This window comes from Aurantimonas aggregata, from assembly GCF_010500835.1.
Lineage (GTDB): Bacteria > Pseudomonadota > Alphaproteobacteria > Rhizobiales > Rhizobiaceae > Aurantimonas > Aurantimonas aggregata.
In genome coordinates this window covers 81161-97061 of sequence record NZ_JAAAMJ010000007.1, presented here as the reverse complement: position 1 = coordinate 97061, position 15901 = coordinate 81161, and the positions used below count along the sequence as shown (strand labels likewise).

Annotated in this window: 12 protein-coding genes; all 12 read right to left on the bottom strand. The window is 68.0% G+C overall.

The genetic code is table 11. The annotated features are described in order from the left end of the window. Positions 1-10: 10 nt before the first annotated feature. Positions 11-2077, bottom strand: coding sequence for an alpha-1,4-glucan--maltose-1-phosphate maltosyltransferase (locus GTW51_RS11500; RefSeq protein WP_163044066.1), 2067 nt, complete (start codon positions 2075-2077; stop codon positions 11-13). A gap of 172 nt (positions 2078-2249) precedes the next feature. After that, positions 2250-3098, bottom strand: a complete 849-nt coding sequence (locus GTW51_RS11495; protein ID WP_163044065.1) for a fumarylacetoacetate hydrolase family protein — start codon at positions 3096-3098, stop codon at positions 2250-2252. Between the two features lie 161 nt (positions 3099-3259). Continuing rightward, a complete protein-coding gene (guaD, locus tag GTW51_RS11490; protein WP_163044064.1) occupies positions 3260-4651 on the bottom strand; it encodes a guanine deaminase in 1392 nt (463 codons plus the stop codon). Next, a complete protein-coding gene (locus GTW51_RS11485; RefSeq protein WP_163044063.1) occupies positions 4648-5904 on the bottom strand; it encodes a urate hydroxylase PuuD in 1257 nt (418 codons plus the stop codon). The genes guaD and GTW51_RS11485 overlap by 4 nt, the downstream gene beginning before the upstream one ends. Positions 5905-6012: 108 nt before the next feature. Further along, on the bottom strand, positions 6013-7074 hold the full coding sequence (locus tag GTW51_RS11480; RefSeq protein WP_425483247.1) for a BMP family ABC transporter substrate-binding protein: 1062 nt from the start codon (positions 7072-7074) through the stop codon (positions 6013-6015). Between the two features lie 64 nt (positions 7075-7138). Beyond that, positions 7139-8065, bottom strand: a complete 927-nt coding sequence (locus GTW51_RS11475) for an ABC transporter permease (protein WP_163044061.1) — start codon at positions 8063-8065, stop codon at positions 7139-7141. After that, a complete protein-coding gene (locus tag GTW51_RS11470; protein WP_163044060.1) occupies positions 8062-9204 on the bottom strand; it encodes an ABC transporter permease in 1143 nt (380 codons plus the stop codon). Before GTW51_RS11470 ends, GTW51_RS11475 begins: the two co-directional genes overlap by 4 nt. Then, on the bottom strand, positions 9204-10760 hold the full coding sequence (locus GTW51_RS11465; RefSeq protein WP_246232995.1) for an ABC transporter ATP-binding protein: 1557 nt from the start codon (positions 10758-10760) through the stop codon (positions 9204-9206). Before GTW51_RS11465 ends, GTW51_RS11470 begins: the two co-directional genes overlap by 1 nt. Next, the gene (xdhC, locus tag GTW51_RS11460) at positions 10757-11632 is read right to left on the bottom strand and encodes a xanthine dehydrogenase accessory protein XdhC (protein WP_163044059.1); all 876 of its coding nucleotides are present in this window, start codon (positions 11630-11632) and stop codon (positions 10757-10759) included. Before xdhC ends, GTW51_RS11465 begins: the two co-directional genes overlap by 4 nt. Next, positions 11629-14025, bottom strand: coding sequence for a xanthine dehydrogenase molybdopterin binding subunit (gene xdhB, locus GTW51_RS11455; RefSeq protein WP_163044146.1), 2397 nt, complete (start codon positions 14023-14025; stop codon positions 11629-11631). The genes xdhC and xdhB overlap by 4 nt, the downstream gene beginning before the upstream one ends. Next, on the bottom strand, positions 14025-15521 hold the full coding sequence (gene xdhA, locus GTW51_RS11450) for a xanthine dehydrogenase small subunit (RefSeq protein WP_163044058.1): 1497 nt from the start codon (positions 15519-15521) through the stop codon (positions 14025-14027). The genes xdhB and xdhA overlap by 1 nt, the downstream gene beginning before the upstream one ends. Continuing rightward, on the bottom strand, positions 15521-15889 hold the full coding sequence (gene uraH / locus GTW51_RS11445) for a hydroxyisourate hydrolase (RefSeq protein WP_163044057.1): 369 nt from the start codon (positions 15887-15889) through the stop codon (positions 15521-15523). The genes xdhA and uraH overlap by 1 nt, the downstream gene beginning before the upstream one ends. Positions 15890-15901 lie beyond the last annotated feature (12 nt).

Sequence of the window (15901 nt, the reverse complement as noted above, 5' to 3'; positions counted from 1 at the left end):
CTTGTGAGTGTCAGCGTGTGATCTTGAAGACGGCGTAGGGCCGGTCGTGGGGATTCATCCACCAATGCTGGATCTTGCCGCGCCAGACGAAGCTCTGGCCGGTGACCATGTCCTCGACCGTCACCGTACCGTCGTCCGGCAGGCCGAATTCCCACAATGGCACTTCGAAGTGGCCACCTTGTGGTGCATGCGGGTCGAGCGTCACGGCAAACAGCAGGAACGATGAAAGATCGGCCGTGCGCTTGCCGTAATAGAGCACGTTGTCGTTCCAGAAGCTGTAGAAGGCGAGATTGCGGAAGTCGCGCATCGCCGGCTCGGTGCGGCGCAGCCGGTTGAAGAAGGCGATGTCGTCGCGGATGTTGCCGGGCGCCTTCCAGTCGAAGGCACGGATCTCGTATTTCTCGGAGTTGAGATACTCCTCCTTGCCCGGCACGGGCAGGAATTCGCAGAGCTCGAAGCCGGAATAGACGCCGTAATTGCCGGCCATCGTCGCCGCCAGCGCCAGGCGCGTGCGGAACCCCGGCCGGCCGCTCACCTGCAGATAGAGCGGGTTGATGTCCGGCGTGTTGACGAAGAAATTCGGCCGCATGTACTCGGCGCAGTCGTCCTGCGTCAGCTCGGTCAGATATTCCTGCAGCTCGTACTTGGTGTTGCGCCAGGTGAAGTAGGAATAGGACTGGTTGTAGCCGACCTTGGCGAGGCGCTTCATCACCTTCGGCCGGGTGAAGGCCTCGGCGAGGAAGACGACGCCTGGATCGACCTTGCGCACTTCGGCGATCATCCACTCCCAGAACGGGAACGGCTTGGTGTGCGGGTTGTCGACGCGGAAGATCCGCACGCCCTTGTCCAGCCAGAACAGCACGATGTCGCGCAGCTGGTACCAGATCGACGGCAACGCACCGCGGTAGAAATGGACGTTGACGATGTCCTCGTATTTCTTCGGCGGGTTCTCCGCGTACTGGATGGTGCCGTCCGGCCGCCAGTCGAACCATTCGGGATGTTCGCGGATCCACGGATGGTCGGGCGAGCACTGGATCGCGAAATCGAGCGCGATCTCCAGCCCGTGCCCCCTGGCCGCCTCGATCAGTCGGGCGAAATCCTCGAACGTGCCGAGCTCGGGATGGATCGCGTCGTGGCCACCCTCCGGCGAGCCGATGGCGTAGGGGCTGCCCGGATCGTCGGGACCGGGCGTCAGCGTGTTGTTCTTGCCCTTGCGGTTGACCTTGCCGATCGGGTGGATCGGCGGGAAATACAGGACGTCGAAGCCCATTTCCTCGATGTCCGGCAGCCGCTCGATGACGTCGTCGAACGTGCCGTGGCGGTCGACGTCACCGGACTGCGAGCGCGGCATCAGCTCGTACCAGGCCGAGAAGGCCGCCGCCGTCCGGTCGACCCAGACCGGCACCTTGCCAGGATAGCGCGAGAGATTGGTGCGATGGCCGGCCGCTTCCAGCAGCGCCGCGGTCTCCGTCGCCTGCATCAGGGCGTACTGGCCGTCGAAATCCGCGGCTGCGCCGAGTTTTTCGAGCTTCTCTTCGAGTTGCCGCAATGACTGCTGGTCTGCCGGGGAGCCTCGCCCCGAGCCCTGCGCCGCCTTCACCAGGTCGCGGGCCTCGATCAGCTCGAGTTCGATCTTCTGGCCGGCATCGCGCTTCTTCTTCGCCTCGTCCCGCCACGTCGCGTAGAGATCGCGCCAGGCGATGATCGAGTAGCGATAGGGCCCGGCCCTGTCGAAAACGATCTCCGTCGACCAGCGGTCGTTGGCGATGAAGGCCAGCGGCGCTTCCGCCCAGCTATCCTCGGCATCGGCCGGCCCGTAGATGACGGCCGCAGCGATCTTGTCGTGCCCATCGCTGAACACGTCGGCGGAGATGACCAGCGGCTCGCCCTCGGCGCGCTTGACGGCGAACCGGCCGCCATCGACCTCCGGGGTGACGCCTTCGATCACGACCCGATTGGTTGCAAGTGCCAGCAATGCCTCCTCCCCGTTCCCCGAACGGGGAAGGAGATCGGACCCGGCGGCGGCTGGCTGACGGGGCTTGGCCCGCTTGCGTGGCGTCTGGATAGCGTCGTCCATGAGAACTTCCCCGAATTGATCGCACGGCCATTCTCGTATCGCCCGCAGGCGACACGAGAGTGGCGGGCAAGTTGGCGGCCGCCTGACGACAGCTGCCGGATTCACCCGCTCAAGGTTTAAGGCCGGCCGCGCGGGCTGGTTCCCTTCGCAGTGCAAAAGACTGCTGCGACGGCTACGCCTCGTAGGCCTTGACCGTCTGGCGCTGCTCGCCCAGGCCCTTGCCGCCAAGGGTGATGATGTCGCCGGGCTTGAGATACCGCTCCGGCTTCATGCCCATGCCGACGCCGGGCGGCGTGCCGGTGGTGATGACGTCGCCGGGCATCAGGCGCATGAACTGCGAGATGTAGGAGACCAGCGTCTTAACGCCGAAGATCATCGTCGCGGTCGAGCCGGTCTGCATGCGCTCGCCATTGACGTCGAGCCAGAGATCCACCGCCTGCGGGTCGCCAAGCTCGTCGGGCGTCACCAGCCAGGGGCCGAGCGGCCCGAAGGTCGGGGCGCTCTTGCCCTTCATCCACTGGCCGCCGCGCTGCGCCTGGAAGGTGCGCTCGGAGACGTCGTTGCAGAGGCAGAAGCCCGCGACATGGTCCAGCGCCTGGTCTTCGGAGACGTAGAGCGCCTCCTCGCCGATGACGATGGCGATCTCGACTTCCCAGTCGAGCCGGTCGGAGCCCTTCGGCACGATGACGTCGTCATGCGGCCCGACGATCGAGGACGGCGCCTTGTTGAAGAGGATCGGCTCACTCGGGATCTCCATCCCGGATTCCTTCGCGTGGTCGGCATAGTTGAGGCCGACCGCGATGAAATTCCCGACACGGCCGACGCAGGGCCCGATGCGATGCGACGGATCGGCCTTGGCGAGCGCCTTGGGATTGATCGCCCGGAGCTTGTCGAGCGTTGCCCGCGACAGCGCCTCGCCGGCGAGATCGTCGATCTCCTCCGACAGATCCCGCAGGATGTTCTCGTCGTCGATCAGTCCCGGCTTCTCCGAACCGCTTTCCCCGTATCGCACCAGTCGCATGCCATTCCTCCATCGCAGATTTCGCGCCGCGACCGCACTGGCGACCGGGCTCGGCAAGGGAGATAGCCGCCTCCGGCGATTTGTCGCGGTCCGGCAGCGAATTCTGCGTCCCGATGATCCCGATTTTGAGGCCGGAGGCGCCGGCCGGCTTCCCGCCGACGCTACTGTGCCGGTTCCCCGGCATCCGGCGCACCGTCCGGCGGCGCATGGTCCTGCCGCGCCGGCAGCGGTCGCCGCGTGGTGCCGCGTTCGTAAGCTCGCTCCCCGAACACGTAAGTCGCCACCGTGGCCCGCTCGTCGCCGAGCGTCATCAGTGCGAACAGCTCCTCCTCCAGCGTCTCGACGCGCTCCATCCGCCGCCGCATCGTCGCCGTGGCGGAACTGTCGAGCACAACGAAATCGGCCTCGTGACCGGGCACGAGACGGCCGATCCGGCTGTCGAGACCCATCGCCTCGGCATTGCCGGCGGTCATCATGTGGAAGGCCTCGAGCGCCGGCAGCTTCTGGCCGCGCAGCGCCAGCACCTTGTAGGCCTCCGCGGCGGTCCGCAGCATCGAGTAGCTGGTCCCGCCGCCGATGTCGGTGGCAAGGCCGATCCTGATGCCGCCCTCGCGCATTGCCTCGCGGTCGAACAGGCCGGAGCCGAGGAAGAGGTTCGAGGTCGGACAGAACACCGCCGTCGCGCCGCCGGCGGAAAGCGCCGCCCGCTCGCGCACCGAGAGATGGATGCAGTGGCCGAACATCGCCTTCTCGCGCACCAGCCCGTAGCGCTCGTAGACTTCGGTGTAGTCCTTCGACCACGGAAACGCCTCGCGCACGAAGGCGATCTCGGCCTCGTTCTCCGACAGATGCGTCTGGATGTGCATGTCGGGAAATTCCGACGCCAACGCCTCGGCCGCCTCCAGCTGCATCTCGCTCGATGTCGGCGCAAAGCGCGGCGAGATGGCGTAGGAAAGCCGGCCCTTGCCGTGCCAGCGGCGGATCAGGTCGCGCGATTGCTGGTAGCCGGTCTCGGGCGTGTCGAGCAGCGCCGGCGGTCCGTTGCGGTCCATCATCACCTTGCCGGCGACCATGCGCATCCCGCGCCCGGCGGCCTCCGTGAAGAACGCGTCGACGCTCTCCGGATGGCTGGTGCAGAAAACCCCGGCCGTCGTCGTGCCGCTGGCGAGAAGTTCGTCCAGCAGGAAGCGCGAGGCGGACGCGGCGACGGCCGGATCGCCGTAGCGACTCTCCTCGGGAAAGGTGTATTTCGCCAGCCATTCCATCAGCTCGGCGCCGTAGGAAGCGATGACCTGGGTCTGCGGCATGTGCAGATGCGGGTCGATGAAGCCGGGCAGCACCAGATGCGGCCGGTGGTCGACGACGGTCATGTCGGGGCGTAGCCGCTGCAGGAGGTCCGAGGCCTCGCCGACCTCGCGGATCAGCCCCTTCTCGACGACGACCAGCCCGTCCTCGATGTAGCGGACGGCGCGGCCGAGCGCCTCGTCGCGCGGATCGGCGTCGAACGAGAGAAGCCGGCCACGGATCGCGAGGCTGCCGCCCTGGACGGTCATGGCGCCCGAGCCTCCGCCACGAAGCGGCCGGAGCCGGCGGCGATCCAGCGGGCCAACAGCTCCCGCTCGGCGGGCTCGAGCCCGGTGACGTTGCCGGGCGGCATCGCGACGCTGCGCACCGCCTGGCGGTCGATCAGCGCGGCGTAGTGGACGATGTCGTCGCGGCTTTCGAGCCTGATGTCCTTCGGCGCATGGCCGAGTCCCGGCCAGAGCGGCTCGGTGGCATGGCACATCGAGCAGCGCGACAGGACGATCGACTCGACCTCTTCCATCAGCGGCGATGCCATCAGCGCCACCGCCGGATCCCCCTGCAACGAGCGCGCCGCTTCGGCCTCCTGCCCGCCGCGCCAGCCCGGCGCGCCCGAGAGCGTGATGACGAACGCGAACAGCACACCGGCGACGACCCAGCACCACCAGAGCTGCTTTCCGGTGGCGTGCATTGTGTTGAAGAAGTGCCGAATCACCGCCCCGATCAGCAGCACCAGCCCGGCGATCGCCCAGTTCCACTCGGTCGCGAAGGCGAGCGGATAGTGGTTGGAGAGCATCAGGAAGATGACCGGCAGCGTCAGGTAGTTGTTGTGCAGCGAGCGCTGCTTGGCCTCCTTGCCGAGCCGCGCTTCCGGCGTGCGACCGGCCTTGAGGTCGGCGACGACGATGGTCTGGTTCGGAATGATGGTGAGGAAGACGTTGGCGGTCATGATCGTCGCGATCATCGCGCCGGTATGCAGCATCGCGCCGCGGCCGGAGAAGACCTGAGAGAACAGGAAGCTTGCCATGACCACGTAGACGAACAGCGCCGCGAGCAGGGCCGTGTCGCTGTTCTTCAGCGGCGACTTGCAGAGCCCGTCATAGACGATCCAGCCGAGCGCCAGGCCGCCGATGCCGATGGCGGTCGCGCCCCAGACCGGCAGGTCGGCCTTGGCGGGGTCGATCAGATAGAGCTCCGCGCCGAGGTAGTAGACCAGCAACAGGAGCGCTGCGCCCGAGAGCCAGGTGGAATAGCTCTCCCATTTGAACCAGGTGAGATCTTCCGGCATGTGCGGCGGCGCCAGCATGTATTTCTGCACGTGGTAGAAGCCGCCGCCATGCACCTGCCAGGCCTCGCCGCCGACGCCTTCCGGCAGCTGCCGCGGCCGGCGCAGGCCGAGATCCAGCGCGATGAAATAGAAAGACGAGCCGACCCAGGCGATGGCGGTGATGACGTGCACCCAGCGCACACCAAAGCTCAGCCATTCGGCGAAATAGGTCCACATCGACGGCGACGCTCCTTACGAACGAACGGCGGCGAACGGCCCCGGACCGCCTCGCCGCCGACACAAGCGAGGGAGCGGGCCCGACCCCGCTCCCGATGTGCAGCCTGATCAGCTCTGCACGCCTTCCACATACCAGTCCATCTTCAGCAGATCCTCGTCCGGCACAACCTGGCCGGCCGGGACCTTCTCCTCGCCCGCATCGTCGTTGATCGGGCCGGTGAACACTTCGTAGGTGCCGGCCTTGGTGTCGTCGACGATCTTCTGGGCGGCGGCCTTCACGTCCTCGGGCATCTTGTCGTTGAACGGCGCCATGACGACCTCGCCCTCGGCCATGCCCAGCCAGACATTGTCCGCCTCCCAGGTGCCGTCGAGCAGCGCCTGGACGCGCTGGACGTAATACGGGCCCCACAGATCGACGATCGCCGTCATGTGGGCGTTGGGCGCGAAGCTGGCCATGTCCCAGGCCTGGCCGAAGGCGATGGCGCCGGCCTGCTCGGCGGCCTGCAGCGGCGCCGGCGAGTCGGTGTGCTGGGTGATGACGTCGGCGCCCTGGCTGAGCAGCGCCTTGGTCGCATCGGCTTCCTTGGCCGGATCGTACCAGGAATTGACCCAGACGACCTGGGTGGTGAATTCCGGGTTCACCTTGCGCGCCGCCAGCGTGAAGGCGTTGATGCCCATCACCACCTCCGGGATCGGGAAGGAGGCGACGTAGCCCGCCTTGCCGGTCTCAGACATCATGCCGGCGATCGTGCCGAGCACGGCGCGGCCCTGATAGAAGCGCGAATTATACAGGCCCATGTTGTCCGAGCCGGTCTGGTAACCGGTGGCGTGCTCGAACTTCACGTCCGGGAACTGCTTGGCCACCTTGATCGTCGGATTCATGAAGCCGAACGAGGTAGTGAAGACGATGTCGTTGCCGTCCTGGGCAAGCTGGCGGATGACGCGCTCGGCATCCGGCCCTTCGGCGACGTTCTCGACGAAGGTGGTCTCGACCTTGTCGCCGAGCTGCTCCTCCAGATACTTGCGCCCCTGGTCATGCGCGAAGGTCCAGCCGAAATCGCCGACCGGGCCGACATAGACGAAGGCCGCCTTGACCGATTCCTTGGTCTCCTGGGCGATGGCCGGCAGGCCGAGCGAGACGGCGGCCATCGCGGTGATGGCACCGGCCATCAGGCGGCGGCGGGTGGTGTGGATCATGAGACGGCTCCTTTGACTTGTTGCGGGAAGGGTTGGATCAGGCGCTCGCCCGGAACGGCCGGCCGAGACAGGCCGGCGCGACGGTCCTGGCGCTCCGGCGTCCGGCGGATATCAGGGCGAGGACGAGGATGGTGGCGAGGTAGGGAAGCGCCGACAGGAACTCGGGCGCGAGGAAGTTGAAGCCGGCGGCCTTCGCCTGCAGCTCCATCGTGAGGACGAGGCCGAACAGATAGGCGCCGACCAAGAGGCGGCCCGGCCGCCAGGAGGCGAAGACCACCAGCGCGATGGCGATCCAGCCGCGCCCGGCGGTCAGCCGCTCGGCCCACATTGGCGTCAACACGAGTGAATAATACGACCCGCCGAGCCCCGCCATGGCGCCGCCGAACAGCACTGCCAGCGTGCGGACCGTCAGCACCGGATAGCCGATGGAATGCGCGGCGCTGTCGCTTTCGCCGACGGCGCGCAGGATCAGGCCGGCGCGCGTTTGCTTGAGGAACCACCAGACCGCGAAGGTCAGGATCAGGCCGAGATAGACCAGCGGCGAATGGCCGAACACCACCCGCCAGACCGGGTCGCTCGCGAGCGAGGCGGGAAAGATCGGCCCCAGCGTCGTCGTGGTGATGCCGACGAAGGGCACACCGATCAGCGCCGAGACGCCGGTGCCGAAGATCGTCAGGGCGAGGCCCGTCGCCACCTGGTTGGCCATCAGGCCGAGGGTGAGGACGGCGAAGATAGACGCCGCCACCGCCCCTGCGGCCATCGCCGCGACCGCGCCGAGTGCCGGGATGCCGGTGGTGACGGCGACGGCGAAGCCGGTGACCGCGCCGATCAGCATCATGCCCTCGACGCCGAGATTGAGGACGCCCGACTTTTCGGCCACGAGTTCGCCGAGCGCGGCGATCAGCAGCGGCGTCGCGGCCGCGGCGACGGTCATCAGGATGGCGACGAGAAGCGCGGTACTCATGCGGTTTCCGCCTCCGTCGCGGCCCTGCCCTGTTCCCGCGATCCGCCCGGCGCGGCGCTGGCCGCTGCCGGCGCGTGACCCTTCTTTCGCGAGACCAGCCGATAGCGCACCAGGATGTCGGCTGCGAGCAGGAAGAACAGCATCATCGCCTGGAAGACGCCGGTGGCCGCCGACGGCAGGCCGATCACCGTCTGGGCGCTCTCCCCGCCGACATAGGTCAGCGCCAGGACGAGCGCTGCCGCCAGGATGCCGAGCGGATGCAGCCGGCCGAGAAACGCCACGATGATCGCCGTGTAGCCGTAGCCGGTCGGAAACTGCGGCACCATCTGGCCGTACGGGCCGGCGGCTTCGAGTATGCCCGCAAGCCCTGCCATGCCGCCGCCCACCAGCATCGCCAGCCACACCGTCGAGGCCTGGCTGAAGCCGCCATAGCGCGCCGCATTGGGGGCGAGCCCCATGACGCGGATCTGGAAGCCGGTGACCGAGCGGGCCATCAGGAACCAGGCGGTCAGCGCCAGTGCCGCGGCGATCGGCACGCCGAGATGGATCAGCGTTCCCGGCACGATCGTCGGCAGCGTCTGGGCAGCGGAGAACATCGCGGTCTGCGGGAAGTTGAACCCCATCGGGTCCTTCCATGGCCCGCGCATCAGGTAATACAGCAGCTGGATCGCCACGTAGTTGAGCATCAGGCTCGACAGGATCTCGTTAACGTTGAACTTGGTCCTGAGGAGCGCAGGAACGCCCGCCCAGACCATGCCGCCGAAAACGCCCGCCGCGATCATCACCGGCAGGATCCAGAATCCGTCGAGATCCAGCGTCATCAGCGCGACGCCGGTGCCGGCGAGGCCGCCGAGAATGTACTGACCCTCGCCGCCGATGTTCCAGATATTGGCACGAAAGCCGATCGAGAGACCGATCGCGATGATCGCCAGCGGCGCCGCCTTCACGAAGAGGTCCTGCCAGCGATTGGGGTTGAACAGCGGCACGACGAAGATCTGGTAGACCGCCCGCGGCCCGTCATGGCCGAGCAGCGTGAACAGGATCGCGCCGGCGAGCAGCGTCGCCAGCACCGCGATCATCGGCGCGGCGACCGTCATGGCCCGGCTGGGCTCGCGTCGCGGCTCGAGCGCCAGTGCCATCAGGCCGCCCTCTCCGCCGGTGCCTCGGTGGGCTCGTGGGCGCCGTGGATGCCGCCCATCAGCAGACCGACGCGCTCCACCGATATGCCCTTGACTGCCATCGGCGCCGACAGCCGCCCCTCGTTGATCACCGCGATCCGGTCGCAGAGCTCGAGCAGCTCGTCGAGGTCCTGGCTGACCACGACGACCACCGCGCCCCTCGCGACGAGGTCGATCATCGCCTGACGGATGAAGCCGCCGGCGCCCGCGTCCACGCCCCAGGTCGGCTGCGACACGACAAGGACGGACGGGTCCTGGCCGATCTCCCGGCCCATGATGAATTTCTGCAGGTTTCCGCCCGACAGGCTGCCGGCGAGGGCCCTGGCGCCTGTCGCCTTGACCGAGAAGGCCTTGATGACGCCGTCGGCGAAGTCGCGCGCAGCGCCGAGGTCAAGCAATCCGCCCTTGGCGAGGCCCTTGCGGACCCGCGCCGAGAGGATCGCATTATCGGCCAGCGTCATGCCGGGCACGGCGGCGTGGCCGTTGCGCTCCTCCGGTACGGCGGCGAGCCCCAGCCGGCGCCGGGCCGAGACGCCGAGCGCGTCGATCCGCTGGTCGTCGATGGCGATCGTGCCGGTGACGCCCGCCACCCGCTCGCCCGAGAGCACTTCCAGGAGTTCGTTCTGGCCGTTGCCGGCGACCCCGGCGATGCCGAAGATTTCGCCGTTGCGCACCGAGAAAGAGATGTCCTTGAGGCTCGTGCCGAAGGGCGGCGCGCCCGGCGCCGAGAGGCCGGAAACGGTGAAACGCTCCACGCCCACGTTCCCGTCCGTCTTGCCGGAAAGATCCTTGAGGCTGCCGCCGATCATCAGCTCTGCCATCGAACGCGCCGATTCCGCCCGTGGGTCGCAGGTCGCGACGACCTTGCCGCCGCGCAGGATCGTCGCCGTGTCGCAGAGCGCCTTGATCTCGTGCAGCTTGTGGGAAATGTAGAGGATCGAGCAACCCTCGTCGGCAAGGCGGCGCAGCGTCGCAAACAGCTGCTCCACCTCCTGCGGGGTGAGCACCGAGGTCGGCTCGTCCATGATCAGCAGTTTCGGGCGCTGCAGCAGCGCCCGCACGATCTCGATGCGCTGCCGCTCGCCCACCGACAGCGTGTGGACGTGTCGGTGCGGATCGAGCGCCAGGCCGTAGGTGTCGAGGACGCTCCGCACCTTGGCTTCCAACTCGCGGCGCGGCGGCGGCTCGTCCATCCCGAGGGCGATGTTTTCCAGCACCGTCATTGCCTCGAACAGCGAGAAATGCTGGAACACCATGCCGATGCCGAGCGCCCGCGCCTCGCGCGGCGAGTGGATCGCGACCGGCTTGCCATCGAAGGCGATCTCGCCCTCGTCGGCCTTCTGAACGCCGTAGATGATCTTGACGAGGGTCGACTTGCCGGCACCGTTCTCGCCGAGCAGCGCGTGGATCTCTCCCGGCTGGACGGTGAACGATACGCAATCGTTGGCCACGACGCCCGGAAAGCGTTTGGTGATGCCGGTAAGCTGAAGACGCGGCGCCATGTCGGAGCGGCTCATCCCGTTGATCTCGTGGGACGACTATTGCACCGCGGTGCCGTCGCTGCAAAGCGATCGGTCAGCTTTTCCTGTTGATCGGAAAGCAGGCACGTGAGGATTTCCGCCGCCGTCAGCGCCGCGATCACTTCCGGCCGCTTGTCGCGCAGCGCCGCCCCGCCGATCGGCAGGGTAAGGCGGGCGATATCCGCGCCTTGTCCCGCAGCTTCGAGATGGCGGCGGAAGCGCTCGCGCTTGGTCGCCGAGCCGATCAAACCGACATAGGCGGCATCGCCTCGGGCCAGCGCCGCGGCCGCAAGCAGGAAGTCCAGCGAATGCGCGTGGGTCATCACCACAAAGGCGGCATTCGGCGGCGCATCGACGATCTCCGTCTCCGGCAAGGCGGCGGCGATCGCCGTGACGCCTGCCGGCAGGCCGTCCAGCGTCTCCGGCCGGCTGTCGATCAGCCGCACGTTGAGCGGCAGCAGCGCCAGCGCCGCGGCCAGCGCCCGGCCGGTATGGCCGGCGCCGAATACCAGCACGGTCGGACGCGCAAACCGCCTGGCCGCCTCATCGGCCAGCATCTTTGCCATCAGCGCCGCCTCGACGCGACGGATCGTCAGCAGGACCCGGCCGCCGCAGCACTGGCCGATCTCCGGCCCGAGCGGTACGTCCATATCCGCGCTGTCCTCGCCTGCCGCCAGCAGCGCGCGGGCCCGTTCGATCGCGTCGTATTCCAGCCGGCCGCCGCCGATCGTGCCGGCGATCGCCGTCGCCGTCACAGCCATCGTCACGCCCGCCTCGCGCGGCGTCGAGCCGCGCGCGTCGACTACCGTCACCAGCGCCGCCGGCGTGCCCGCCTCCAGCGCCGCACGAAGGGTTTCGGCGACGCTCATCGCGCCGCTCGGACCTGCTCAACGGCGGCCAGCACCCGTTCGGGTGTCGCCGGTGCGTCGAGATCGGGAAAGGCTCGGCCGTCGCCGGCGGCGATCACCGCGTCGGTCAGCGCCGAGAAGACCGAGATCGCCAGCATCAACGGCGGCTCGCCGACCGCCTTCGACCGGTAGATCGTCGCGGCCCGGTTCTCGCCCTTGTCCCAGAGGGCGACGCGCAGATCGTCGGGCCGGTCGTTGGCGGTCGGGATCTTGTAGGTCGAGGGCGCGTGGGTCTTCAGTCGGCCGGTCGCGTCCCACCAGAGTTCCTCCGTGGTCAGCCAGCCCATGCCCTGGATGAAGCCGCCCTCGATCTGGCCGAGATCGATCGCCGGATTCAGCGACCTTCCGGCATCGTGCAGGATATCGGCCCGCAGCAGCCGGTATTCGCCGGTGAGCGTGTCGATGACCACTTCCGAACAGGCCGCGCCATAGGCGAAATAATAGAACGGCCTGCCGCGGGCCCTGTCGCGGTCGTAGCTGATCCCGGGCGTCGCGTAGAAGCCGGTCGAGGACAGCGAGACACGGGCGAGATAGGCCTCACCGACGAGGTCGCGGAAGCGCCTTTCGTGCGTGCCGATGCGTACCCGGTTCGGCCCGAACACCACCTGGTCGCGTGGCACCTTGTAGCGCTCGATCGCGAAATCGATCAGCCGGTCCTTGATCGTGCGAGCTGCTGCCTGCGCCGCTATGCCGTTGAGGTCCGAGCCGGACGAGGCGGCCGTCGCCGAGGTGTTGGGCACCTTGGCCGTCGTCGTGGCGGTGATTCTCACACTATCCACGTCGATCTGGAATTCCTCGGCGACCACCTGCGCCACCTTGGTGAACAGGCCCTGCCCCATCTCGGTCCCGCCGTGGTTGAGATGCACCGAGCCGTCCTTGTAGACGTGGACGAGCGCGCCGGCCTGGTTGAGATGGCTGGTGGTGAAGGAGATGCCGAACTTGACCGGCGTCAAGGCGAGGCCCTTCTTCACCACCGTGTTGGCGTCGTTGAACGCCCGGATCTTCTCGCGGCGCGCCCGGTAGTGGGATGTCGCCTCCAGCGCCTCGACGATCTCGCCGATCACCGAATCCGTCACCTGCATGTGGTAGGGCGTCACGCCGCTGCCGTCGGCGGGGTAGAAATTGCGCTGGCGCACGTCCAGCGGGTCGAGCCCGGTGGCGAAGGCGATGCGGTCCATGGCGCGTTCGATGCCGACCATGCCCTGCGGCCCCCCGAAGCCGCGGAAGGCCGTGTTCGAGACGGTATGGGTCTTCAGCCGGCGCGAGTGGATGCGCGCGGCCGGCAGGCGGTAGGCGTTGTCGGCATGGAACATCGCCCGGTCGGCGATGGCGCCGGAGAGATCCTTCGAGTAGCCGCAGCGCACCAGATGCCGCATGTCGGCGGCGACGACCGCGCCATCGGCCTCGAAGCCGACATCGTAGTCGATCCGCACCTCGTGGCGCTTGCCGGTCATCACCATGTCGTCGTCGCGGTCGAGACGGCACTTGGCCGGCCGCTTGGTCTTCACCGCAGCGAGCGCTGCCACGGCGGCGAACAGCGCCGGCTGGCTCTCCTTGCCGCCGAAGCCGCCGCCCATGCGCCGCACCTCGACGGTGACGGCATGATCGGCCACGCCGAGCATCTTCGCAACATTGTGCTGAACCTCGGACGGGTGCTGCGTCGACGAGCGCACCAGAACGTCGCCGTCCTCGAGCGGAACCGCGACGGCGATCTGGCCCTCGAGATAGAAATGGTCCTGGCCGCCGAGCTCGATCTGGCCGGAAAGGCGTCGCGGGGCGGCATCCAGCGCCGCTGCGGGATCGCCGATGCGCATCTCGTGGGCCGGTAGCAGGTCCTCCCCCGCCGCATCGGCCCGGGCGAGGCCTTCGTCGATCGAGATCGCCGCCGGCAGGTCCTCGTAGGTGACGATCGCGAGCTTCGCCGCCGCCCGCGCGGCATCAGCCGTCTGGGCCGCCACGGCGAAGAGCGGCTGGCCAACATACTCAACGGTATCGACGGCGAAGATCGGATCGTCGCCGAACACCGGAGAATAGTCGTTCTCGCCCGGAATGTCGGCGGCGGTCAGCACCGCCACGACGCCGGGCGCGGCACGGACCGCGGCAAGGTCGATGCCGAGGAGGCGGGCATGCGCCCGCTCCGACATGGCGATGTGGATTTGCAGCGTGCCCGGCAGTTCGGGCTCGTCGTCGATGTAGCGTGCCGTGCCGGCGACATGTTTGGCAGCGCTGTCATGGGCGAGCGGGGTCGCCACGCCGCCCTCGATCGCCACCTCGTGGGTCGGCGGCCGCTCGTCCAGCGCCACCGGGCCGGGTTCGCCGGCCATGCCGCGGTCCTGGATCCGGGTTTCGTCCATCACGCCGCCGCTCCCGCCGGCAGATCGTCGGCTTCCGGGTCGATCGCGGCGAGGCGTGGCCCGAGACTGCCCGCCTCCCGCAGGGCGAAGCGCCGCAAAAGGTTCTGCGCCGTCTTGAGGCGATAGGCCGCCGAGGCGCGCATGTCGGTCAGCGGGGTGAAGTCCTCGGCCAATGCGGCCACCGCCGCCTCTACAGCAGCCATGTCGAATTTCCGCCCGACCAGCGCCGCCTCAGCCATTGCCGCCCGCTTCGGAATGCCCGCCATGCCGCCGAAGGCAAGGCGCGCCTCGCTGATCGTTTCGCCGTCGAACGACAGGCGGAACGCCGCCATCACCGCCGAGATGTCGGAATCGGAACGCTTGGCGATCTTGTTGGCGAAGAAACGCTGGTTGCTCGCCAGCCGCAGCACCTCGATGGCGACGACGAACTCGCCCGGCGCCCGGTCCTGCCTGCCGTATTCGATAAAGAAATCGGCCAGCGGCAGCCGGCGCATCTCCTCGCCGCGGCGGAGGTAAAGATGCGCGTCGAGCGCGATCAGGCAGGGCGCGAGGTCGCCGATCGGCGAGCCGTTGGCGATGTTGCCGCCGATCGTCCCGGCATTGCGAATCTGGGCGCCGGCGAAGCGGCGCAGCATCTCGCCGAGGTCCGGGTGGATGCTCGCGAGCGTCGCGGTCGCGGCGCGATGCGTCACGCCGGCGCCGAAATAGATCCGCCCGGCGGCCTCCTCGATCACCTGCAGGTCGCGGACATGGCTGATGTCGATGATCAGCGGCAGGTCGCGGTGCTGCTTGGTGACCCACAGGCCGACATCGGTCGCGCCGGCGACCAGCAGCGCCTCCGGATGCGCGGCGTAGAGATCGGCCAGATCGTCGACATGGCGCGGCGCGAACCAGCGGTCCTCGCCGACGCGGTAGGAGAACACGTCCGTTCCCGCCATCGCCGTCAGCCGCCGCGCCAGCGCGGCGTCGCCCGCAGCGTTCTTCGGCGGCGGCAGCTGCGCCAGGCTGAGCCCTGCCTCGACGATCGGGCCATAGCCGGTGCAGCGGCAGAGATTGCCGGCGATCAGGTCCTTGACCGACTGGCGATCCGCGATCGCGCCATTCAGCCAGCCGGCATGCAGCTGCATCACGAAGCCCGGCGTGCAGAACCCGCACTGGCTGGCATGCTTCTCCACCATCGCCGTCTGGATCGGAGCGGGGCCGCCCTGGCCGAGATGTTCCACCGTCTCGACCGCCCGGCCGTTCATCGCCGGCAAGAACTGGATGCAGGCATTGACGGTGCGGCGCCGCAGGCCGCCTTTCTCGTCCGGTTCGGAAACGATCACCGTGCAGGCACCGCAGTCGCCCTCGGCGCAGCCTTCCTTAGTGCCGGTCAGCCGCTCGCTCTGGCGCAGATAGTCGAGCAGCGTCGTCGTCGGCTTGAGCCCGGCAACGCTGCGGTCCTCGCCATTAAGGACGAAGCGGATCGGATCGGAGGGCGATTGCGGCTCGGCCATCAGCTGCCCCGATAGGTGGAATAGCCGAAGGGCGAGAGCAGCAGCGGCACGTGGTAGTGGCGGCGCTCGGAGATGCCGAAGCGCAGCACCACGTCGTCGAGGAATTTCGGCTCGGCGAGCGCGATCCCAAGAGCGTTGAAATAGTCGCCGGCGGCGAACATCAGCTCGTAGGTCCCGGTCTCGAATGCTTCTCCGGCCATCAGCGGCGCGTCGCAGCGGCCGTCCGCGTTGGTCACAGCCTCGGCGACGACGCTCCGCTCGCCCGCCGCGCCGATACGCGACAGCGTCACGGCGATGCCGGCGGCAGGCCTGCCAAGGCTCGTGTCGAGCACGTGCGTCGTCAGCCGGGCCTGTTCTGCTTCACCCATTCAGGCTCCGTT

Bases quoted from the DNA above. Each gene is read 5' to 3' on its own strand.
- GTW51_RS11465 (WP_246232995.1), bottom strand. From the start codon at position 10,760: ATGAGCCGCTCCGACATGGCGCCGCGTCTTCAGCTTACCGGCATCACC.
- xdhA (WP_163044058.1), bottom strand. From the start codon at position 15,521: ATGGCCGAGCCGCAATCGCCCTCCGATCCGATCCGCTTCGTCCTTAAT.
- GTW51_RS11485 (WP_163044063.1), bottom strand. From the start codon at position 5,904: ATGTGGACCTATTTCGCCGAATGGCTGAGCTTTGGTGTGCGCTGGGTG.
- GTW51_RS11495 (WP_163044065.1), bottom strand. From the start codon at position 3,098: ATGCGACTGGTGCGATACGGGGAAAGCGGTTCGGAGAAGCCGGGACTG.
- GTW51_RS11500 (WP_163044066.1), bottom strand. From the start codon at position 2,077: ATGGACGACGCTATCCAGACGCCACGCAAGCGGGCCAAGCCCCGTCAG.
- guaD (WP_163044064.1), bottom strand. From the start codon at position 4,651: ATGACCGTCCAGGGCGGCAGCCTCGCGATCCGTGGCCGGCTTCTCTCG.
- GTW51_RS11470 (WP_163044060.1), bottom strand. From the start codon at position 9,204: ATGGCACTGGCGCTCGAGCCGCGACGCGAGCCCAGCCGGGCCATGACG.
- xdhC (WP_163044059.1), bottom strand. From the start codon at position 11,632: ATGAGCGTCGCCGAAACCCTTCGTGCGGCGCTGGAGGCGGGCACGCCG.
- GTW51_RS11480 (WP_425483247.1), bottom strand. From the start codon at position 7,074: ATGGCCGGTGCCATCACCGCGATGGCCGCCGTCTCGCTCGGCCTGCCG.
- uraH (WP_163044057.1), bottom strand. From the start codon at position 15,889: ATGGGTGAAGCAGAACAGGCCCGGCTGACGACGCACGTGCTCGACACG.
- GTW51_RS11475 (WP_163044061.1), bottom strand. From the start codon at position 8,065: ATGAGTACCGCGCTTCTCGTCGCCATCCTGATGACCGTCGCCGCGGCC.
- xdhB (WP_163044146.1), bottom strand. From the start codon at position 14,025: ATGGACGAAACCCGGATCCAGGACCGCGGCATGGCCGGCGAACCCGGC.